The sequence below is a fragment of the Microbispora sp. H10885 genome (assembly GCF_014161415.1).
GTDB classification, from domain to species: Bacteria; Actinomycetota; Actinomycetes; order Streptosporangiales; family Streptosporangiaceae; genus Microbispora; species Microbispora triticiradicis.
The window spans coordinates 49,702-69,856 of the sequence record NZ_JABBWY010000004.1; the positions used below are offsets into that span (position 1 = coordinate 49,702).

Annotated in this window: 19 protein-coding genes; 12 read left to right on the forward strand and 7 right to left on the reverse strand. The window is 72.1% G+C overall.

The features are described from left to right. Nucleotides 1-24 precede the first annotated feature (24 nt). The 6 genes from HHX37_RS11460 (at nt 25) to HHX37_RS11485 (ending at nt 6,325) form a co-directional block, all read left to right on the forward strand. Nucleotides 25-1,191, forward strand: a complete 1,167-nt coding sequence (locus HHX37_RS11460; RefSeq protein WP_182885409.1) for a hypothetical protein — start codon at nt 25-27, stop codon at nt 1,189-1,191. Between the two features lie 156 nt (nt 1,192-1,347). Next, a complete protein-coding gene (locus HHX37_RS11465) occupies nt 1,348-2,256 on the forward strand; it encodes a hypothetical protein (protein ID WP_182874102.1) in 909 nt (302 codons plus the stop codon). A gap of 9 nt (nt 2,257-2,265) precedes the next feature. Next, the gene (locus HHX37_RS11470; RefSeq protein ID WP_111699937.1) at nt 2,266-3,180 is read left to right on the forward strand and encodes a class F sortase; all 915 of its coding nucleotides are present in this window, start codon (nt 2,266-2,268) and stop codon (nt 3,178-3,180) included. Nucleotides 3,181-3,261: 81 nt separating this feature from the next. Continuing rightward, nucleotides 3,262-4,320 carry a hypothetical protein gene (locus tag HHX37_RS11475; RefSeq protein WP_182885410.1) on the forward strand — a complete coding sequence of 353 codons (1,059 nt, stop codon included), beginning with the start codon at nt 3,262-3,264 and terminating at the stop codon, nt 4,318-4,320. 103 nt (nt 4,321-4,423) lie between these two features. After that, entirely contained in the window at nt 4,424-5,569 is a 1,146-nt protein-coding gene (locus HHX37_RS11480) for an acetyl-CoA C-acetyltransferase (protein ID WP_182885411.1), read from the forward strand. A 597-nt stretch (nt 5,570-6,166) separates the two neighbouring features. Continuing rightward, a complete protein-coding gene (locus HHX37_RS11485) occupies nt 6,167-6,325 on the forward strand; it encodes a hypothetical protein (RefSeq protein WP_182885412.1) in 159 nt (52 codons plus the stop codon). A 106-nt stretch (nt 6,326-6,431) separates the two neighbouring features. Here the strand turns inward: HHX37_RS11485 and HHX37_RS11490 are convergent, their stop codons facing one another. The 4 genes from HHX37_RS11490 to HHX37_RS11505 form a co-directional block, all read right to left on the reverse strand. Then, nucleotides 6,432-8,309, reverse strand: a complete 1,878-nt coding sequence (locus HHX37_RS11490) for an acyl-CoA dehydrogenase family protein (protein ID WP_182885413.1) — start codon at nt 8,307-8,309, stop codon at nt 6,432-6,434. A 40-nt stretch (nt 8,310-8,349) separates the two neighbouring features. After that, on the reverse strand, nt 8,350-9,735 hold the full coding sequence (locus HHX37_RS11495) for a sensor histidine kinase (protein WP_182874098.1): 1,386 nt from the start codon (nt 9,733-9,735) through the stop codon (nt 8,350-8,352). Next, nucleotides 9,735-10,433 (reverse strand): response regulator transcription factor, encoded by a 699-nt coding sequence (locus tag HHX37_RS11500; RefSeq protein WP_182879620.1) that lies wholly within the window; start codon nt 10,431-10,433, stop codon nt 9,735-9,737. Before HHX37_RS11500 ends, HHX37_RS11495 begins: the two co-directional genes overlap by 1 nt. Before the next feature lie 89 nt (nt 10,434-10,522). Continuing rightward, a complete protein-coding gene (locus tag HHX37_RS11505; RefSeq protein WP_111699931.1) occupies nt 10,523-11,254 on the reverse strand; it encodes a class I SAM-dependent methyltransferase in 732 nt (243 codons plus the stop codon). A 196-nt stretch (nt 11,255-11,450) separates the two neighbouring features. Between HHX37_RS11505 and HHX37_RS11510 the strand changes: the two genes are divergently transcribed. Together HHX37_RS11510 and HHX37_RS11515 are read left to right on the forward strand one after the other, a co-directional pair. Next, nucleotides 11,451-12,002: an RNA polymerase sigma factor gene (locus HHX37_RS11510; RefSeq protein WP_182885414.1), complete on the forward strand. Its 552-nt coding sequence runs from the start codon at nt 11,451-11,453 to the stop codon at nt 12,000-12,002. Next, nucleotides 11,986-12,834, forward strand: a complete 849-nt coding sequence (locus HHX37_RS11515) for a hypothetical protein (protein WP_182885415.1) — start codon at nt 11,986-11,988, stop codon at nt 12,832-12,834. The genes HHX37_RS11510 and HHX37_RS11515 overlap by 17 nt, the downstream gene beginning before the upstream one ends. Before the next feature lie 35 nt (nt 12,835-12,869). Here the strand turns inward: HHX37_RS11515 and HHX37_RS11520 are convergent, their stop codons facing one another. Then, nucleotides 12,870-14,264 (reverse strand): WD40 repeat domain-containing protein, encoded by a 1,395-nt coding sequence (locus HHX37_RS11520; RefSeq protein ID WP_182885416.1) that lies wholly within the window; start codon nt 14,262-14,264, stop codon nt 12,870-12,872. Nucleotides 14,265-14,523: 259 nt separating this feature from the next. Here HHX37_RS11520 and HHX37_RS11525 point away from each other — a divergent pair, with 259 nt between their 5' ends. Continuing rightward, on the forward strand, nt 14,524-14,667 hold the full coding sequence (locus tag HHX37_RS11525) for a hypothetical protein (RefSeq protein WP_167521441.1): 144 nt from the start codon (nt 14,524-14,526) through the stop codon (nt 14,665-14,667). Between the two features lie 23 nt (nt 14,668-14,690). Here HHX37_RS11525 and HHX37_RS11530 read toward each other — a convergent pair whose 3' ends face one another. Further along, complete coding sequence (locus tag HHX37_RS11530) at nt 14,691-15,710, reverse strand: adenosine deaminase (protein ID WP_182874093.1); 1,020 nt, start codon at nt 15,708-15,710, stop codon at nt 14,691-14,693. A gap of 73 nt (nt 15,711-15,783) precedes the next feature. On the opposite strand from HHX37_RS11530, the gene HHX37_RS11535 reads away from it, so the two are divergent. The 3 genes from HHX37_RS11535 to HHX37_RS11545 all read left to right on the forward strand — a co-directional run bounded on the left by HHX37_RS11535 (nt 15,784) and on the right by HHX37_RS11545 (nt 18,694). Beyond that, nucleotides 15,784-16,284, forward strand: a complete 501-nt coding sequence (locus HHX37_RS11535) for a SigE family RNA polymerase sigma factor (protein WP_111699927.1) — start codon at nt 15,784-15,786, stop codon at nt 16,282-16,284. Beyond that, nucleotides 16,281-17,297: a PASTA domain-containing protein gene (locus HHX37_RS11540; protein ID WP_182885417.1), complete on the forward strand. Its 1,017-nt coding sequence runs from the start codon at nt 16,281-16,283 to the stop codon at nt 17,295-17,297. Before HHX37_RS11535 ends, HHX37_RS11540 begins: the two co-directional genes overlap by 4 nt. A 155-nt stretch (nt 17,298-17,452) precedes the next feature. Then, nucleotides 17,453-18,694 carry an ATP-binding protein gene (locus tag HHX37_RS11545; protein WP_220502818.1) on the forward strand — a complete coding sequence of 414 codons (1,242 nt, stop codon included), beginning with the start codon at nt 17,453-17,455 and terminating at the stop codon, nt 18,692-18,694. Between the two features lie 111 nt (nt 18,695-18,805). On the opposite strand, the gene HHX37_RS11550 is transcribed toward HHX37_RS11545, so the two are convergent. Continuing rightward, nucleotides 18,806-20,011, reverse strand: coding sequence for a pyridoxal phosphate-dependent aminotransferase (locus HHX37_RS11550; RefSeq protein ID WP_111699924.1), 1,206 nt, complete (start codon nt 20,009-20,011; stop codon nt 18,806-18,808). Nucleotides 20,012-20,155 lie beyond the last annotated feature (144 nt).

Sequence of the window (20,155 nt, forward strand, 5' to 3'; positions counted from 1 at the left end):
GACCGAGGTGGCGGGAGAGACGGCGTGGCCGACCCGAGCGTCCGGCAGCGGAGTGGCCGGCGACGAATCGCGGCGCGGGTGGCGGCGGGAGCGACGGCGGCGTTCGCGCTGATGACGTGGCCGGTGCTCGCGGCGAGCGAGACCAAGACCGTCCTCTACTCCTGCACCGCGATGGGCGGCGGCCAGGGGACCTACCCGGTGAGCGTGACCCTGCTCGGGCCCGACAGTCCGACGGTGGGCGGCAACGTCCCGGTCACCTGGCGGATGGCCCCCGCCACGACCGCCGAGGGGCAGACGCCGATGCTCGCGCCGACGGCCGTCGCGTCCGGCGACGCCGTGGCCGCGGAGGGCGTGATGAAGGTGACCGGCACCCCCGTGGTGAGCGGGTCTCCCTCGCCGTCCCCCAGCGCGAGTGCGAGTCCCAGTGCCAGCGCGAGTCCCAGTGCCAGTGCCAGTGTGAGCCCCAGCGTCAGTCCCAGCGCGACTCCGAGCCCGAGCCCGCCCGCTGGTGACACGGATCCGCAGGGAGGCACCGACACGACGCCGTCCCCGGACGAGTCGGATCCGGCGACGGGGTCCCTCGCCGCGGAAGGCGGCCGCACGCTGAGCCCTTCGGCCAGAGTGACGGCCGAGACGCCCGTGGCGGCGCAGGCCACCCTGTCGCCGATCCCCGATCTGGTCGTCACCCTGACCCCGACGGCCACCGGGGTCGTCGGCGTGGAGGCCGGCGACTTCACGCTGCGGCTGCTGCCGTCCGGGACCGGCACGGGAACGGCGCTCTACACGTGCACCCTGCCGGCCTCCGCGGCCGGGGCCTCGCTCGCGCTCACCGTCGCCGCCTCGGCGTCGCCCTCCGCCTCTTCGTCCGCGTCGCCGAGCCCGTCGGACACCGATGACGACGACACGACCACGACGCCCAGCCCGACCGAGACCACGACGACGACGGCGACCGCGACGGCGACGGTCACGCACACCGCCACGGCCAGGGCCACCACGACCGTCTCCCACACGGTGACCGCGCAGGTCAGGACGACCCCGGTCGGCGGCGCGCAGACGGGCGCGGGCGGCGACGCGGGCCCGGACGCCCGGGTCGTCGTGCTGACCGGCCTGCTGCTGATGGCCGCCTCCGCGGCCGGAGGCCTGCTGCTCCGCCGGCTCGGTCTGGGCGCGCGTCCGTACGGCGGGCGGTAGCGTGGCGTGACGCGGACATGACGAAAACATGACCAGGTTTGGGGAATCGGCGGCGACGATGGGGCTTTTGTCCGTAAAATCTCTACCCTGTCGTGACCGTACTCTGGAATGCTGGTACGCCTGTTCATCCTGAGCACAAGTAGGGGAGAGAAGTCAGTGCTGAAGTCCAAGGCGCGGGGCCGTGTCGCCGGGAGGGCCGCCGCGGCCGGAGTAGTCAGCGCGGGCGTCCTCCTCGGCCTGACCGCGCTCGGCGCGCAGGCCGACGTGAAGACCGTCAGCTACACCTGCACCCCGTCGGCCACCGGGGCCACGCCCGTCAACCATGACTTCACCGTGTCGCTCACGGCGAACACGGCGGCGACCGGCACCCAGTACACGGCGACTTTGAGCATCGCGGCGGTCGCGCAGTCGCCGTTCCCGGCGCCGGTGGCGATCGAGAGCGGTGCGTCGATCCAGCTGCAGCCCAGCGTGGCGGCCACGGTGCTGCCCGCCACGGCGACCGCGGGCGTCTCCACGCCATCGCCGACCAACTCGGTGACCGCGAACGTGGCGGCCCAGGGGACGATGCCCCCGCTGCCGGTGGCGACGCTGACCGTCACCCCGTCCACCGGGGCCACGTCCGTCGCCCTCACGGCGAAGAACTTCACGATCAACATGCTCGCGCCCGCCGCGACGGGCACCGTCACGACGACGCCGACCCTGCTCTACACGTGCGCGATCGCGGCGTCGGGCACCAACACGACGCCCGCGTCGGCGACGATCGCGGTGACGGCCTCCTCCAGCGCGACCCCCACTCCCAGCCCCTCCGCCACGCCGAGCGCGACGCCCACGCCGCGCGGTACCCGCACCGTGTACGAGACGGTCACCGCGAACACCGCGACCGACAAGGCGACGACCAGGCAGGAGCAGGTTCCCCACACGCCCGCGGGCGGCGCCGCCACCGGCGGCGGAGGAGACGCCGGCCCCGACGCGCGCCTGTTCGTGCTCACCGGCACCGCGCTGATGCTGGCGGCGGCGGGCGGCGGGCTCGTGCTCCGGACCCGGCGCAGGCCGGCGCGGCAGTAGGACGGTGCCATGACGACCCCGCCACCTGGACAGTACCCGCCGGGCCAGCCGTACGGCATGCCTCCCGGGCCGGGAGGTCAGGGGTACCCCCAGCCGGCCTACGGCCAGCCCGTCTTCCAGCCGGTCGTGCTGCCCCCCCAGATGCAGCCCGTACAGCAGCAGCCGCAGCCGCGGCAGGAGCCGCCCACGGGCGGCGCCGCGCAGACGGCCCGCCGTGTGCTGATCACTGCGGCCATCGTGGGGCTGGTCACCGTGCTCGTGGGTGTGGTGATCATGGTGAACCACCCGGACGAGTACGCCCCGTCGAGCCGTACGTCGCTGAAGATGGTGGTTCCGCAGAACGGCCTGGCTCCGTCGGTGGGTCCGGGCGGCGTGGGGCAGCCGCTGACGCAGGCGGTCGCGGGCGCCCCGGCGCCGTTGCCGAAGCTCCCGGCCGCCCCGGCCCTGCAGCCGTCCACGCCCAAGCGCCTGGTCATCCGGAAGATCGGCGTGAACGCGCCGATCAGCTCGGTCGGACTGGACCGCGCCGGCGCGATCCAGACCCCTCCGATCAACAACCACAACCTCGTCGGCTGGTACCGGGGCGGCCCGACCGTGGGAGAGGCCGGTCCGGCCGTCATGCTCGGCCACAAGGACACCGTCTCGCGCAGCGCCGTGTTCAGCCGCCTGCACGAGCTCGCGTACGGCGACACGATCGAGGTCCTCCGCATGGACGGGACGATCGCGGTCTTCACCGTGGGCGGCATCGAGCAGGCCGACAAGCAGACGTTCCCGACGAACCGGGTGTACGGCCAGGCCGCGGACGCCGAGCTCAGGCTGATCACCTGCGGCGGCTCGTACAACCGCACGACCGGTCACTACACCGACAACGTCATCGTCTACGCCCTGATGACCGGCACCCGCCTGGCGAAGTCGAAGTCCTGAACCGGGCGGCCCGCCGGAAAGGGTCGTGGAGAACGCCCCAGGAGGGCTATCGTCTCTTCGACCGATCATGAGGAGGGCCTTGTGGGCTGGTTGTCCAATCTCCTGCTCCCCGGCCGGCTGCGCACAGGCCCCACGGCACTGCTGCCCGCCCGGCCGGACCCGAAGACACTGCTGGCGATAGCGCAGCTCGCCGATCCGGAGGCGAGGCCGGACGGGGACGACGTCCTCGCGGGCGGCTCGCGCGTCCAGCCACCGATCGAGCTCGGCCCGGACCTCCTGGCCAAGCTCGGCGTCCCCGGCGAGGAGCCGCTCTGGGCGTGCCGGATCGCCGCCGACGGCCCGCTGCCGGTGGACTTCTTCGACAAGAGCCTGGCCGAGGGCATCGCGTACCGGCTGGGCGGCTGGTCGGTCTGCCAGGGCGAGCCGGTCGACCCCGCCGAGGAAGACGGCGGCGATCCGGTGGTCTACCTGCCGGCCGTACCGGAACCCGAGGAGGTCCTGCCGGTCCTGGCGGGGCTGCTCCACGCGGACGCCGTGGACGGTGCCAGGTGGCCGGAGGGCGAACTCGTCGACGGCGTCGTCCACGTCCCCGTGCGCCGGGGCAGGGTGGCCGACGTGTACGCGGACGAGGACCTGGTGATCACGATCGAGGAGGGTCACCGCGTCCCGCCCGTCGCCCAGGCCCGCTGGCCGTACCTCACCGAGATCGCCGTCGCGAGAGTCTCGCCGGCCGGCCGTACGGAGGAGACGCGGCCCGCCGCCGAGGCGACCGGAGGCACGGAGGACACCGACGACGCCGACGACACGGCCGCCGTCGCCTCCGGCGGCGAGGTTCCCGTCGCGCCGGGCGAGGAGACCGCGCGTCCCGAGGACGTGGATGATCCGGACGCCCTGGAGAGCGACGCCGCGGAGGCCGGTGCTGTGGAGACCGGTGCTGCGGAAACCGGGGTGGCGGAAGGCGGTGCCGGGTCCGGCGACGACGCGGTCGCCGTCGCGCGGGACGCGCTCGTCGGGCGGGCGGCGGTGGCACTGGAGATCGCGCAGCGGCTGCAGGGGATCGCCGCCGACAGCCGGGGCTTCCAGCTCGCCGAGCCCGCCGACGTGCTGCCCGGGGGATATGCCGGAACCCCGCTCGCCTGAATCCTGCCCACCTGAATCCTGCCTGTACCGCGCCTGCCCCGACGAAAGCTCTGGTGTAACCTCTCACTAACCGAACATTGCTCGGTTTTGCTCGGGAGGCACTGTGGCAGAGGCGTACATCGTCGGGGCGGTCCGCACTCCGGTCGGCAGGAAGAAGGGCGGGCTCTCCACGGTCCATCCGGTCGACCTCGCCGCGCACACGCTCGCCGCGCTGGTCGAACGCACCGGGGTCGACCCCGCCGCCGTCGACGACGTGATCATGGGCTGCGTGATGCAGTTCGGCCCGCAGTCCATGGACATCGCGCGCAACGCCTGGCTGAGCGCGGGACTGCCGGAGACGGTGGCCGGCGTCACGATCGACCGGCAGTGCGGATCGTCGCAGCAGGCCGTCCACTTCGCCGCGCAGGGCGTGCTGTCGGGCACCCAGGACCTGGTCGTGGCGGCCGGCGTGGAGTCGATGTCGATCGTCCCGATGGGGTCGAGCATCACGGCCGCCCTGGAGAAGGGCATGCCGTTCCCGTTCGGCGACAAGTGGGTCGAGCGGTACGGCACGCAGGAGATCTCCCAGTTCCGCGGGGCCGAGCTGATGTGCGAGAAGTGGGGCCTTACCCGGGAGGACCTGGAGGTCTACGCCTACGAGAGCCACCAGCGGGCGGCCAAGGCGATCGCGGGCGGCCACTTCAGGGAGCAGATCGCCCCGGTCGGCGACGTGGCCGACGACGAGGGGCCGCGGCCCGACACGACGCTGGAGAAGATGGCCGGGCTCAAGACGCTGCGTGAGGGCGGCCGGATCACCGCGGCCACCTCCTCGCAGATCTCCGACGGCTCCGGCGCGCTGCTCATCGCGTCCGAGCGGGCGGTGCGCGAGCACGGACTCGTCCCGCGCGCCCGGATCGTCACCCTGGCGCTGGCCGGGGACGACCCCGTCTACATGCTGACGGCCCCGATCCCGGCCACCCGCAAGGCGCTGGACAGGGCCGGGCTGTCGATCGGGGACATGGACGTCATCGAGATCAACGAGGCCTTCGCCCCGGTGCCGCTGGCCTGGCTCAAGGAGATCGACGCCGACCCGGCCAGGACCAACCCCAACGGCGGCGCGATCGCCCTGGGACACCCGCTCGGCGGCACCGGCGCGATCCTCATGACCAAGCTCCTGCACGAACTGGAGCGCACCGGCGGCCGGTACGGCCTGCAGACGATGTGCGAGGGCGGCGGCCAGGCCAACGTCACCATCATCGAGCGACTCTGACCCAACGGGCCGGCACGCCGGTGGAGCTCACCGTTGATCCATCGGTGCTCGTCTCGGTCTGAGGCGACCGCCGGGCGGCGAGAAGAAGGGCACTCCGGGCCGGCCGGAGTGCCCTTCGATGTGTGGACGGCCTACTTGGCCTTCGGGAGCCGCCGAGGCTGCCGTACGGGCCTCATGGGCGGCGCCGGGATCTGACGCGGCGGGGGCGGGAAGGAACGCCTGGGCTGCGGGGTGCGCGGGTTCTGCTTGCCGCCGTCACCGCTTCTGCCGGACACGCGAGTACGCATAAGGGATCTCCTGGTACGTCGAGACGCGGCACCGAGGTGCCGTCACTCAGCCGCCGCGTCGGATGGACAGGGCTGGAAAGCTGAGCGGATCAGCGTGGGCTGATCAGCGGTCGCCGTAGAGAATCCACATGCCGGTGACCCTAACAAGGCCGCGCAACCGGGCACAAAGGATTTTTCGCGCGCCTAGTCATCACCAACTGCGGGCCGCCGGCGTACAAGCGGAGTCCAAGTCGACTCCCAGATCATCCCAAGTCCGGTCGTGTCTACTCATATCCGTCAGAGAGACACAGTCCCACCAGGAGTGATCCCAGTGAAGTCCATCAAGCGCGCCGCCGCCGTTCTCGCCACCACGGCCGTGGCCGTCACCACCTTCGGCGTCCTGTCCTCCCCGGCGCACGCGCAGAAGCCGGAAGGCTGGTACCGCTGCTACATCTCGGGTTACGGCTGGATGTACTGCCTCGACGTGTGAGCCCACCCGGATCGTCCTTGCTCCACGGGCCCGGCCCCGTCCCGCAGTGTCGCGGGGCGGGGCCCGTCCCGTTCCCGGGCGAAGTCGTTCCGACGGGCCGAACGGCTCAGCCGATGCGGCGGTGCACGTCGTCGAACGTGGCCGGTCCGATGCGCTGCGAGGCGATCCACGGCCCTTCCAGCGACGGGTCCACGATCCCCTCCTCCATGAACGTGTACCGGCCGTCGAGCACCCGCCGGGCCAGCCGTACGTCCTCGGCGTCGGTGTTCTCCCACAGCCGGTCGAACAGCGCCTCGGCCCGCGTCCGGGCCTGATGGCAGAAGGTGTCGGCCAGTTCGTACGGCTTGAGCCCGAACTCGGCTGAGTCCTCCTGCGCGCGTACGCAGACCGCGGTGATCGCGAGCAGTTCCGCGCCGATGTCCACGATCCGCGCCAGGAACCCCTGCCGGTGCTCCAGCCGTCCCTGCCACCGGGACATCCCGTAGAACGTCGACCTCGCCAGCTTGCGACTGGTCCGCTCCACGTACCGCAGGTGCCGGGCCAGCGGGCCGAACTCCGCGTACGACGTGGGCATCTGGCCCGGGCCGGTGACCAGGCCCGGCAGCCACTTGGCGTAGAAGGCGCCGGCCCGGGTGGCCGCCCGGCCCTTGGCCCGCAGGTCGGACTTCGGATCGATGAGTTCGCCCGCGACCGACAGGTGGGCGTCCACCGCCTCCCGGGCGATGAGCAGATGCATGATCTCGGTCGAGCCCTCGAAGATGCGGTTGATCCGCAGATCGCGCAGCATCTGCTCGACCGGCACGCCGCGCTCGCCGCGGGCGTGCAGCGACTCGGCGGTCTCGTAGCCGCGGCCGCCCCGCATCTGCACCAGGTCGTCCATCACCCGCCAGCCCATCTCCGAGCCGTAGAGCTTGGCCAGCGCCGCCTCGATGCGGATGTCGTTGCGCTCGTCGTCGGCCAGCCGGCCGACCAGGTCGACCACCGACTCCATCGCGTACGCGGTGGCGGAGATGAAGGCGACCTTCCGGGCGACGGCCTCGTGCTCGCCGACGGGGCGTCCCCACTGGACCCGCGCCCGGCCCCACTCCCGGGCGATCTTGGCGGCCCATTTCGCCGCGCCGACGCAGGTGGCGGGCAGGGAGAGGCGCCCGGTGTTCAGCGTGGTCAGGGCGATCTTCAGGCCCTGGCCCTCACGGCCGATGAGGTTCTCGGCGGGCACGCGCACCTGGTGGAAGCGGGTCACGCCGTTCTCGATGCCGCGCAGCCCCATGAACGCGTTGCGGTGCTCGACGGTGATGCCGGGGGAGTCGGCCTCGACCACGAAGGCGGAGATCTTGGCGCCGGTCCGCGCCATCACGACCAGCAGGCCGGCCACGACGCCGTTGGTCGTCCACAGTTTGACGCCGTTGATCACATAGTCGTCGCCGTCCCGTATGGCGGTCGTCGACAGGCGGGCGGGGTCGGAGCCGACGTCCGGCTCGGTCAGCAGGAACGCCGAGATCTCCCCGCGCGCGCACCTGGGCAGGAAGCGCCGCTTCTGCTCCTCGGTGCCGAACAGCCGCAGCGGCTGCGGCACCCCGATGGACTGGTGCGCCGAGAGCAGCGCGCTCAGCGCGGGGGAGCACGAGGTCACGAGGGCCAGCGCCCGGCAGTAGTACAGGTGGCTCAGCCCCAGCCCGCCGTACTCCTCCTCGGTGGTCATCCCGAACGCGCCGATGGCCGCCAGGCCCTTGATCACCTCGTCCGGGATCACGGCGGTGCGCTCGATGAGCGCGGGATCGACCTTCTCCTGCAGGAACGTCCGCAGGACGCGCAGGAAGTGGTCTCCCTTCTTGATCTCCTCCTCGCTCAGGCGGGGAGCGGGGTGCACCAGGTCCAGCCGGAAGTCCCCGAGAAAGAGCTGCCTGCCGAAGCTCGGGCGGGTCCACTCCGTCTCGCGCGCCTGCTCGGCCACCTCCCTGGCCCTGGCGTAATCGGTCGTCATGGTCGACCTCCTCGGCGGTGAAGCGAGCTGTGCTCGTTAACTACCCGCCAGTAGCCTTTTGCACCACCGGGAGCCCGATATGTACGGCCGTGCCTCCGCCGGGGGAGGAGATGATCCGGCACCGGCCGCCGTGCGCCTCCACGATGGCCTTCACGATCGACAGGCCGAGCCCCGCGCCGCCCGACAGGTGGTCCTCCCCCCGCTGGAACCGGTCGAAGGCGCGCTCGGCCTGCTCCGGGCTCATGCCGGGGCCGGTGTCCGAAACCTGGATCGTCACCGCGCCGGGGGCGCGCAGGATCCGTACGGTGGCCTTGGTGTCCTCGGGGGTGTGCGCCCGCACGTTGCCGAGCAGGTTGACCAGCACCTGGCGGATCCTGGCCTCGTCCACGACCGCGACCAGCGAGGAGGGAGCGTCCACGGTCACCGGGTACGCCGGGTCGAGGGCGGCCGAGTCGGCCGCGACCTCCCGGGCCAGCTGCGCCAGGTCGGTCTCGGCGAGGGCCAGGGCCGCGCCGCGGTCGAGCCGCGCGAGCTCCAGCATCTCGCCCACGAGGCGGCCCATGCGGTTGGCCTCGGCCTCGATCCTTCCCATGATCTTCGGAAGGTCCCCGGACGGGATCGCCCCCGCCCGGTACAGCTCGGCGTACCCGGAGATGGTCGACAGCGGGGTGCGCAGCTCGTGGGAGGCGTCGGCGGCGAAGCGGCGCACCCGGTCCTCCGACGCCTGGCGGTCCCGGAAGGCGTCCGCGATCCGGTCGAGCATCAGGTTGATCGCGGCGCCGAGCCTGCCCACCTCCGACGACCCCTCGGGCATGCGGGCCGACAGGTCGCCTCCCTCGGCCACCAGGTGGGCGGTCCGCGCCATCTTGCCCAGCGGAGCCAGACCACCGGCGATCAGCAGCCGCCCGCCGGCGGCCAGCAGCAGGATCAGCACCCCGCCGGTCGCCAGTTCGCTGACGAGAAGGTGGCGCACCGGGTCGTCGACCGCGTCCAGGGGCACCGCGACGACCATCAGCCGCAGGCCGCTCCGGGACAGCGCGGCCGCCGCGATCATCTCGTTCTCCCCGCCGGGATCGAGGTCGAAGGTGTCACCCTGCGCCGCGTACGCCAGCAGCCGGCTCCTGCCCAGCGCCTCGGCCAGCCCGGGGACCACCGCGGCGTTGTCGGCGTCGCCGCTGACCAGATGGGCCCTCCCGGCGGCCATGTCGTAGGCCGCGACGGCGTAGGTGGAGCCGGTGAGCGCCTGCGCCAGCGGGTCGTCCTCGACCACCCGCCGCGCCGCCGTGACCGTCGCCGCCTGCACCTGTCCCTCCAGGCGCGTACGCAGGTGCCCGCGCAGGACCACGACGCTGGCGAGGGAGAGCACGACGAGCAGGACGGCGCTGACGCCGAGCAGCCCGGCGAGCAGCCGCGTCCGCAGCGACATCACGAACCCTGGGGCGGGCGGAGCGCGTACCCGATGCCGCGCTGGGTGTGGATCAGCGGCGGCCCGAGCGGGTCGAGCTTGCGCCGCAGGTAGGAGATGTAGGTTTCGAGCACCTGGGAGCTCCCGCCGTAGCCCCAGACCTCCTCCAGCAGGCGCCTCTTGGTCAGCACCAGCCCGGCGTTGGCCATCAGGAACGCCAGCAGGCGGAACTCGGTCGGCGACAGGTCCACCGGCACGCCGCCGCGGCGCACCTCCCACCGCGCCTCGTCGAGCTCCAGGTCGGCCACCCGGAGGGTCGGCCCCTGTCCCCGCTCGGCCGCGGCGGGCACGGTCGTACGGCGCAGCACCGCACGGATCCGGGCGATCAGCGCCTCGACGGAGAAGGGCTTGGTCACGTAGTCGTCCCCGCCGAGGCCCAGCCCGCGCACGGTGTCGGCGACCGCGTCGCGGGCGGTGAGGAAGATCACCGGGGGGTGGACGCCGTCCACGCGGATCCGCCGGCACACCTCGAAGCCGTCGATGTCGGGCAGCATGACGTCGAGGACGACCAGGTCGGGCTGGTCCCTGCCGACCTCGTCGATCGCGGCCGCCCCGGTGCCGACGGCCGTCACCGTGAAACCGTGGAACCGGAGCGCGACTTCCACGATGTCTCTGATGTTCGGCTCGTCCTCCACGACGAGGATCCTGGTTTCACTCATTGGGGACCCATTGTGCAGGTCTACGTCCTTGGTCGCATTTCGCCGGTCGATTCCGAGACGCGAGCGACTTCCTTCAGGACGTGTGCGACTTATCGCGGCACGCGGGCGACGCAGAACACGGTCTGGCCGAACGGCGGGGTGACGAACCGCTCGATGAACCGGGTCACCGGCACCACGGTCCGGTCGTAGATCTTGACGAGCCGGGGGTCGGGGTAGCCCACGCCGCCCCGCCGTACAGCCGCCCACCAGGCGATGCCGCCGAGGAAGTTGATCGGCTTGAGCACCTCGACGCCGAGGCCGGCGTCGGTGACCGTCTTGCGGAGCGTGGCCGGGGTGTAGCGGGTGACGTGTCCCACCTTGCGGTCGAAGTCCCCGTAAAGCTGCATGTAGCCCGGCACCCAGATGACGATCCGGCCGCCGGGGGCGGTCACCCTGGCCAGGGACCGCAGCGCCTCGGCGTCCTCCTCGATGTGTTCGAGGACGTTCATCATCACGACCGTGTCGACCGGTTCGTCCAGCGGAATCCGCGTCGGCAGGCCGAACTGCAGCACCGACACGTCGTCGCGGTCGGCGAACCGCTTCCGCAGCTGCTCCACGCAGTAGGGATCGAAGTCGCTCACCACGAGCCGGTCGAGACGCGGCAGGAACTGCTCCGCGAAGTGCCCGAGCCCCGAACCGATCTCCAGCAACGACCGCCCGACGTGCGGCGCGACCATGTCGAACTCGTACTGCCGGTAGTTCTTGGCCTCGTCGCCGCCGAGGTGGTTCTCCAGAGCCTCGTCGCCGGCGGCCGGCTGGACTACTCGGTCATACCCAGACATAGAATCCTCGTTTGCAGCGCTGACGATCGTGGAAAGTGTAGTGCCCGTCCTATCGGCCGGTATCCGCTTCGCGCGGGGGTGGGCCGGGACACGCTTCGGGGTTCTCGACGGTCTTTTCCCCGTAGTTCGTGGACGGATCATCCGTCCCCCCATAGTCTTCACCTTCCCGACGCCCCCCGAGTGACATTTCCCCCCGATGGACGACGACGAGGCTGTGACCCGCGCGCTGGCCGGTGATCTCGGCGCCTACGAGGTGCTGGTCACCCGCTACAGCACGATCGCGCACCGTACCGCGAGCCTGCTCGGCGCGGGCGACGAGGCCGAGGACGTCGTCCAGGAGGCCTTCGTCAAGGCGTTCCGCCATCTGCGGAGCTTCCGCAGGGACGCGTCGTTCCGCCCGTGGTTCCTGCAGATCGTGGCCAACGTGACCCACGACCTCACCCGGTCGCGTGGCCGCCGCTCCGACCTCGCCGTACGGCTGGGCCGGGAGCGGGAGCCGTACGGGCCGGACGGGGCGGACGACCCGGAGAGCGCGGCGATGGGCGCGGACGGCAGGAGCCGCCTGTACGAGGCGGTGCGGCGGTTGCCCGACGGGGAACGCGAAGCGGTGGTGTGCCGGTACTTCCTGCAGTTGTCCGAGGCGGAGACGGCCGAGGTCCTCGGCGTACGGCTCGGCACGGTGAAGTCGCGGACGTTCCGGGCCCTGCGACGCCTGCGGGAGGAGGTGGGCCGTGAGCATCTCGGATGACGGCCGTCCCGGCGACCCCGACACCCCCGACACCCCGGAGACGCCGGACGCCCCCGACGCCTTGGACGGCCCTGAGACGACGGAGCCGGCGGAGATGACCGTGGAGGCGCTGGAGGAGCGGCTGCGGGCGCTCGGAGAGCACCTGGGCGCTTCCGGGCCGCCTCCCGCCGACGTGGCGCTCGCCGTCCGGGCCCGGCTGGAGAACGACGACGCGCCGATCCTGCCCACTCGCCGGATCGGTTGGCGGCCCAAGTGGTGGCTCAGGCGGCCGTCGCCGCGCCTCGCGGCCGCCCTGGTGGCGGTGCTGGTGGCGACCCTGCTCGGCGCGACCCCGCAGGGACGGGCCGCGGTGGTGTCGGTGCTCCGGTTCGCCGGGGTGGAGATCCACGTCGGCGGTGCGGGGCCGCTGCCGACGGGACTGCCCGGACCGCTCCCCGGCGAGCGCCGGGTCACGCTGGCCGAGGCGCGGCGGGCCGTGCGGTTCCCCGTCGCCGTGCCGTCCGCGCTGGGCGAACCGGCCGACGTCCGCGTGGCCGACGGCGGCCGGGTCGTGACGCTGCTGTGGCCGGGCATCCGGCTCGACGAGTACGACGGGACGCTGGCCGTCGTCTGGCACAAGGAACTGGGCGAGCCGTGGCCGGAGCAGGTGGGCGCGGTCGGCGGCTGGTGGATCTCCCGGAACCACGGGGTGTCGTACGTCTCGGCGGAGGGCCGGGCGCGGGAGGAGCGGGTGGCCGGGCCCACGCTCATCTGGCAGCACGGCCTGGTCGGGCTGCGCCTTGAGGGCCCCGGCCGCGACGAGGCCGTACGGATCGCCTCCTCCGTCCGCTGAAGCGGAACGCGCGGGGGAGCGGCGGAGGGGGCCGGCTATCGGCCGCCGCCGCGCTGCACCTGCCGCGACGGCCCGTCGCGCTCCGCTCCCGGCGTGGCTCCCAAGGCGGCGACCTCGCGCGCCAGCCGGTCACGATCCTCTCGTACGGCCGTGAGCCGGGCGCGCAGCCGGTCGGCGCGGCGGCGTGACAGGTGCGGCTCGGGCGTGGACTCGCCCCGCCACAGGCGCAGCGTCGCGTCGTTGCCGCCGGTGGCCAGCAGGTGACCGTCGGGGTGGAAGGCCAGCGCGCGGACGGCGCCGCTGTGGGAGAGGGGCTCGCCGACCGGCCGGTGAGCGGACACATCCCACAGCCGCACGTCCCCGTCCTCGAGCCCGGCGGTGGCGAGCAGCCGGCCGTCGGGGTGGAAGGCCGGTTCGGAGACGAAGCCGATGTGTCCCATGAGCGGGGAGCAGACCGGTTCGCCCGTCATCACATCCCACAGCCGCACGGTCGCGTCGTTGCCGGTGGACACGAGCAGATGACCGTCCGGATGGAAGACCACCCCGGTGACCTCGCTCTTGTGCCCGACCAGAGGTCCGCCGACCGGTTCGCCGGTGATCACATCGAACAGCCGTACGGTCGCGTCGTTGCCCGCGGTCGCCAGCAGCCGGCCCTCCGGGTGGAAGGTCAGAGACCGGATGGCGAAGACCGGATGTCTGTGGCCCGTACGGACGTCGCCGGCGGGTCTGCCGGTGGTCACGTCCCACAGCCGCACGGTGTCGTCGCCTCCGCCGACGGCGATCAGTCGGCCGCCGGGGTGGAAAGCAACGGTCCGGTGGCCCGCGGAGTGGAGGGTCAGGGGGGCGCCGACCGGTTCGCCGGTGGTCACGTCCCACAGACGCAGCGCCGCGTCGCCCGCGGCCGCGAGAAGGTGTCCGTCCGGGTGGAAGGCCAGCTCGTGGATCCAGCCGTTGCGAGTGGTGAGGGGGTCGCCGAGAGGACTGCCGGTGGCCACGTCCCACAGTCGCACCGTCGCGTTCCTGCCCTCGGTGCGCGTGGCCAGGAGACGGCCGTCGGGATGGAACGCCACGCCGCCGATCGCTTCGGTATGAGGGAATGCGGTGCCGGTCGGCCGGTACGGCCCTCCGAGTCGCGCCGGGGCGCTCGTGCCCGCCGCTGCCGAGTCCGCTTCGTCGGCGGCGAGCCACAGGGCCTGGTACGTCTCCGGGTCGCCGTCCAGAGCCTCGACGACGAGTTCGAGCTGGCCGAGGCGCGGCAGCTTCCGGCAGTGGATCACCATGCCGACCGTGGTGTGGCTGAGCGCCTGGCCGGTCAGCCTGGCCAGCTCGCGGTAGCTGGGCCTGCCCCGGCGCCGGTACAGCTCCTGTAACCGGTCGCGCAGCGCGGCCAGCGCCTCCTCACCGGAGGCGGGTGACGAGTTCTCGGACATCGTGGACCGAGCATCCCAGACCATCGCACAACACACGGCGTTTCGCGTGACGCCACCGCCGCAGGACGTACGGCGCCTGTCAGGGGGCGTACGACTTCGTCCGGTGGTGTCAAAGATCGGCCGTAACCGTCAACGGGCCTCCGGCGTCTTTCACCCTGGGATCACCGCCGGATCACCGGCGGCCGGCTGTCGCCGTGCGGGCCCGCGGGATGACCGCCGGTCCCCGCGGCGCACGCCGCCTACCCGAAGGGATCCACCCATGACGATCCTGTCCCAGCTGACCGCCATCGGCGTCGCCGGCCTGTCGCTGCCGGCCGCTCTCACGGTGGTCTACCTGTTCTCCGCCGACTCCGCCCGCCGTGCCCGGGCCATGCGCGTGCTGCGACTGCTGCTGCGGCGCTGATGCCTCGGGCCGGATGGGGGAGGTCACGCGGGAGCGGCGAGCCAGGCGTCGATCTCGGCCAGGAGTTCCTTCCGGACCGGTTCGGGGGCGGCCGACGACCGGATGGACTGCCGGGCGAGCTCGGCGACCTCCGCGTCGGCGAAGCCGTACACCTCCCTGGCGAGCTCGTACTGCGGCAGCAGCCGGGCGCCGAACAGCAGCGGGTCGTCGGCGCCGAGCGCGATCGGCACTCCCGCCTCGAACAGCCGCCGCAGCGGCACGTCCTCGGGCCGCTCGGCGACCCCCAGCCCGACGTTCGACAGCGGGCACACCTCACAGGTGATCTGCCGGTCGGCCAGCCGTTCCATCAGCCGGGGCGACTCGGCCGCGCGCACCCCGTGCCCGATCCGGTCGGCGGCCAGCTCGTCGAGGCACTCGGCGACGCTCGCCGCCCCCAGCAGTTCGCCCCCGTGCGGTACGGCGAGCAGGCCCCCGCGCCTGGCGATGCGGAAGGCGTGCTCGAAGTCCCTGGCCCGGCCCCGCCGCTCGTCGTTGGACAGCCCGAAGCCCACCACGCCCCGGCCCTCGTACCGCACCGCGAGCCGGGCCAGCGTCCTGGCGTCGAGCATGTGCCGGGTGCGGTTGGCGGCCACGATCACCGCCATCCCGATCCCCGCCGCCCGCGCCGCCTTCTCCGTCGCGTCGAGCATCAGCTCCAGGGTCTCGGTCAGCCCGCCGAAACGCTGCGCGTACCCGGACGGGTCGACCTGGATCTCCAGCCAGCGTGAGCCTTCCCTGGCCTCGTCCTCGGCGGCCTCGCGCAGCAGCCGGTACACGTCCTCCGGGCGGCGCAGCACGGACCGCGCGATGTCGTACAGTCGCTGGAACCGGAACCAGCCCCGCTCGTCGGTCGCCCGCAGTTTCGGCGGCCAGTCCTGCACCAGCGCGTCGGGCAGGTGGACGCCTTGATCCCGGGCGAGCTCGATGAGCGTCGAGTGCCGCATCGAGCCGGTGAAGTGCAGGTGCAGGTGTGCCTTGGGGAGCGTTTCGAGTGGGCGTGCCATCTCCATATCCTGCCGTATCCGCTCTCAACCCGCCGCCGGGCTCGCGCGTTGTGGACGGGAGAAAGGGGAGCTCATGACCGATGAAGACGAGGCGGCCTTCGACGAGTTCCTGGCCGCGCGCAGCACCGCCCTCCTGCGCACCGCGATCCTCGTCTGCGGCGCCTCCGCCACCGACGCCGAGGACATGGTCCAGAGCGCGCTGGAGAAGGTCTACCGCCACTGGCCGCGCATCCGTCACGACAACCCGGAGGCGTACGCGCGGCGGGTCGTGGTGAACGGCGCGATCAGCAGGGCCAGGCGGCGCAGGGTGATCAAGGAGATCACCTTCGCCCAGCCGCCGGAGACGCCGGTGGAGTCGCCCGACCTCGGCCTGCGGGACGTGCTGGTCGCCGAACTCAGGAAACTGCCGGCCCGGATGCGGGCCGTACTGGTCCTCCGCTACTGGGAGGACCTGTCGGAGGCCGAGACCGCCGCGCTGCTCGGCTGCTCGGTCGGCACCGTCAAGAGCCAGGCCGCCCGCGGCCTCGCCCGCGTGCGGGCACGAATGGAGAACCTGGAAGGAGTGTCGGCATGAACGTCGAGGAGGCGCTGAGGGACGCGATGGCCGCGCGGGTCGCCGGTGTGCAAGCGCCGCCGTCCCTGGGCCAGTCGGTGCGGCGGCGCAGCCGCCGCACCGCCGTCCGGTTTCGTACGGCGGGTGCCGCCGTGCTCACCGCGGCGGTCGCGGTGGGGGTGCCCGTGGCGCTGACCGCCCAGCCCGGCACCGACCCGGTCGCCGGCGGCCTCGCCGGACCGGGGAGCGGGGCCGGTGCCGGCGTCACCACCAAGAAGACGGCGGCCCCGTCCGAGACCGGCTCCGGTGACACGGTCGCCGTACCCGAGGGCGTCGTCCCCGACGTGGTCGGCAAGAGCGCCGAGGACGTCATGACCCTCCTGGACGACGCCGGATACACGGTGCGGATGGTGAAGGTCGTCACCGGCGACGCCCCGGAGGGGACGGTCATCGCGCAGACGCCGTCCCCCGGGACGACCGCGCCCGCCGGGGCGGCGGTCACGATCACCATCGCGACGACGGTCGTCTCGACGTCCGACACCGCGCCGGACGCGCAGACCTCGTGGACGCCGCAGGACCTCGGCGACCTCGGGGACGGCCGGACCCTCGGCGGCGTCCACGTCGGTTACCTGCCCAAGGACCTCGAATGGGGCAAGTGGTCCGGCAAGGACGGGTTCGGCACCGAGAGTTACACCACGAGCTGGGTGGAGCCGGGGCTTGAGCCCGGCGTGTACAGCGTCCAGATGATCGTCTACCGGAAGGCGGCGGCGAGCCTGTTCGCGAAGCGGCTGAGAGGCTACGCCGGGCAGGGCGCCAAGCCGGTCGACGTCGACGGAAAGAAGGCGTACCTGATCAGCCTGTCGGAGGGCGGCGACGAGATCAATGACGGGGGCACCCGGACGATCACGTGGACCCTCGCTCCCGGCGTCGGGATCGAGGTGATGATGAGCCCCGACTACGAGGCGAAGATCGGCCGGGCCGCGGCCGACCGGGAACTGCGGAAGATCGCCGCCGGCGTCGCTCTCGACCGCTGACACTCCGCCCCGCGACGCCTCCGGCCGGCTCTCCGAACCGGAGGCGTGGCCCACCCCCGACTGGGTCGTCGTCGCACCATGACGTGGGTCGAAGTTGTACTCAGAGCTGGGGGAGATTGGTACTGAGCACTGGGTCAAATTGGTAATGTGCCTGCGTGAGCCGTGATTCCTACATCCCGCGCATGGTGGATCCGATCATCGACGAACTCTTTCGGACGCTACCCGCGATCATGCTGGTCGGCCCGCGGGCCACGGGCAAGACCACCACGGCCGTCCGGCACGTCGAAACCGTGGTGCGGCTCGACCGGGACAGGGAGAACGCCGCCTTCCTCGCCGATCCGGATGCGGCCCTGGGACGGCTTGCGGAGCCGGTCCTGCTGGACGAGTGGCAGATCGTGCCGGACGTGCTCGGAGCGGTGAAGCGTGCGGTGGACGGCGACCACCGCCCGGGCCGATTCATCCTCACAGGCTCCGTATGGTCCGACTTCGGCGGCCGGACCTGGCCCGGCACGGGACGGGTGGTCCGCATCGACATGATGGGACTCGCGGTCAAGGAGCTTGAGCGCAACACGAGGAGACCCGCTTTCGCCGATCTGCTCGCGCAGGGACGGGTGCGGGAACTCGCCACACCGGCGCAGCCGCCCGATCTGGCCGACTATGTGGATCTGGCGTTGCGCAGCGGCTTCCCCGAGGCTCAGTGGATGCCGCCTTCGGTGCGGGCCCGGTGGCTGGACAGCTACATCGAGCAGACCTTGACGCGGGACATCGAGACACTCGACGGACGGCGCGACCCGGTCCGTCTCCGGGCTTACATGGAGGCGCTGGCTCTGAACACCGCCGGTGTGGTCACGGACAAGACGCTCTATGACGCGGCCGCCGTGAACGCCCGTACGGGAGAGGCGTATGAGCGCCTCCTCCGCGATCTCCTGGTCGCCGACAAGGTTCCCGCCTGGTTCAGTGATCGCCTGAAGCGGTTGATCCGCGGGTCCAAGCGCTATCTCGTCGACCCTGCACTGGTCGCGGCCCTGCTGCGGGTGGACGAACGAGCGATCCTCCGCGACGGCGATCTGCTCGGCCGGTTGCTCGACACCTTCGTGGTTCAGCAGCTGCGCGCGGAGGCGCCGGTCTGCGACAGCCGGCCCCGCATCTACCATCTGCGGCAGGACCAGGGACGGCATGAGGTCGACATCATTCTGGAGCTCGGCATGGGACGAGTGATCGGGATCGAGGTGAAGGCCGCCGCCGCTCCGCGGCACGACGACGCGAAGCACCTGCGGTGGTTGCGGGACGAACTGGGCGATCGCTTCGTGGCCGGTGTCGTGCTGCACACCGGTCCGCGTGTCATAGAGATGGACGAGAGAATCGTCGCGGCGCCCATCTGCGTCCTCTGGTCCTGAACGCGGCCACGGCGGTTCGACCGCAAGACGTTGTTTCACCTTGTCGCCGGCATGGCGAAGGCCCGGTCCCGCGTGGTGGGGGCCGGGCCTTCGTGCCGGGTGGGCGAAGTGCTAGTGCGCCTCGGACAGCAGCTTGGCCAGCCGGCTGACGCCCTCGGCCAGGTCGTCGTCGCCCAGGGCGTAGGAGAGGCGGAAGTAGCCCGGGGTGCCGAAGGCCTCACCGGGCACCAGCGCGACCTCGGCCTCCTCCAGGATGAGCTCGGCCAGCTCGGCCGACGACGCCGGGCGCCTGCCGCGGATCTCCTTGCCGAGCAGCGCCTTCACCGACGGGTACGCGTAGAACGCGCCGAACGGCTCGGGGCAGACCACGCCGGGGATCTCGTTGAGCATCCGGACCATGGTCTGGCGGCGCCGGTCGAAGGCCGTGCGCATCTCGGCGACGGCCGACAGGTCGCCCGAGACCGCGGCGAGCGCGGCGGCCTGCGCGACGTTGGAGACGTTCGAGGTGGCGTGGGACTGCAGGTTGGTGGCCGCCTTGACCACGTCGGACGGGCCGATCAGCCAGCCCACCCGCCAGCCGGTCATCGCGTACGTCTTGGCCACGCCGTTCAGCACGACGACCCGGTCGCGCAGCTCCGGCACGGCGGTGGCGATGCTGGAGAACTCCGTCCCGCCGTAGACCAGGTGCTCGTAGATCTCGTCGGTGACGACCCACAGGCCCTTGTCCAGCGCCCAGCGGCCGATCTCCTCGACCTGGGCGGGGGAGTAGACGGCCCCCGTCGGGTTGGACGGCGACACGAACAGCAGCGCCTTCGTGCGGTCGGTCAGCTTCTCCTCGAACTGCTCGACCGAGGCGAGGTAGCCGGTCGTCTCGTCGGTGACCACGTCGACCTGGACGCCGCCCGCAAGCTTGATCGCCTCCGGGTACGTCGTCCAGTACGGCGCCACGACCAGCACCTCGTCACCGGGGTCGAGCAGGGTGGCGAACGCCTCGTAGACCGCCTGCTTGCCGCCGTTCGTCACCAGGACCTGGGCGGCCTCGACCCGGAACCCGCTGTCACGCAGCGTCTTGTCGGCGATCGCCTGCCGGAGCTCGGGCAGGCCCCCGGCGGGCGTGTACTTGTGGAACCTGGGGTTCCGGCACGCCTCGACGGCCGCCTCGACGATGTAGCCGGGAGTGGGGAAATCGGGCTCGCCGGCGCCGAAGCCGATGACCGGCCGACCGGCCGCCTTCATCGCCTTGGCCTTGGCGTCCACGGCCAGAGTCGCGGACTCGGAGATCGCGGATATGCGTGCGGAGATGCGAGGTCGGGTCATGCCTCCATCGTTCCAGACGCGCCGCGCGGTTTCGCATCCATATCCGGCCCGCGGGCGGGTCCGCACGGTAACTTTGGGTCCGAACCGGAGCGCTGCCGGGGCGTCTCCGGACGGCGTGCGAGCGTTCTGGTTCGACGGAGTGGT

What these genes read in the sequence shown, in the direction of transcription:
- HHX37_RS11470 (WP_111699937.1), top strand. Translation starts at nt 2,266, where the DNA reads ATGACGACCCCGCCACCTGGACAGTACCCGCCGGGCCAGCCGTACGGC.
- HHX37_RS11490 (WP_182885413.1), bottom strand. Translation starts at nt 8,309, where the DNA reads ATGACGACCGATTACGCCAGGGCCAGGGAGGTGGCCGAGCAGGCGCGC.
- HHX37_RS11495 (WP_182874098.1), bottom strand. Translation starts at nt 9,735, where the DNA reads ATGTCGCTGCGGACGCGGCTGCTCGCCGGGCTGCTCGGCGTCAGCGCC.
- HHX37_RS11500 (WP_182879620.1), bottom strand. Translation starts at nt 10,433, where the DNA reads ATGAGTGAAACCAGGATCCTCGTCGTGGAGGACGAGCCGAACATCAGA.
- HHX37_RS11505 (WP_111699931.1), bottom strand. Translation starts at nt 11,254, where the DNA reads ATGTCTGGGTATGACCGAGTAGTCCAGCCGGCCGCCGGCGACGAGGCT.
- HHX37_RS11510 (WP_182885414.1), top strand. Translation starts at nt 11,451, where the DNA reads ATGGACGACGACGAGGCTGTGACCCGCGCGCTGGCCGGTGATCTCGGC.
- HHX37_RS11520 (WP_182885416.1), bottom strand. Translation starts at nt 14,264, where the DNA reads ATGTCCGAGAACTCGTCACCCGCCTCCGGTGAGGAGGCGCTGGCCGCG.
- HHX37_RS11525 (WP_167521441.1), top strand. Translation starts at nt 14,524, where the DNA reads ATGACGATCCTGTCCCAGCTGACCGCCATCGGCGTCGCCGGCCTGTCG.
- HHX37_RS11530 (WP_182874093.1), bottom strand. Translation starts at nt 15,710, where the DNA reads ATGGCACGCCCACTCGAAACGCTCCCCAAGGCACACCTGCACCTGCAC.
- HHX37_RS11535 (WP_111699927.1), top strand. Translation starts at nt 15,784, where the DNA reads ATGACCGATGAAGACGAGGCGGCCTTCGACGAGTTCCTGGCCGCGCGC.
- HHX37_RS11540 (WP_182885417.1), top strand. Translation starts at nt 16,281, where the DNA reads ATGAACGTCGAGGAGGCGCTGAGGGACGCGATGGCCGCGCGGGTCGCC.
- HHX37_RS11550 (WP_111699924.1), bottom strand. Translation starts at nt 20,011, where the DNA reads ATGACCCGACCTCGCATCTCCGCACGCATATCCGCGATCTCCGAGTCC.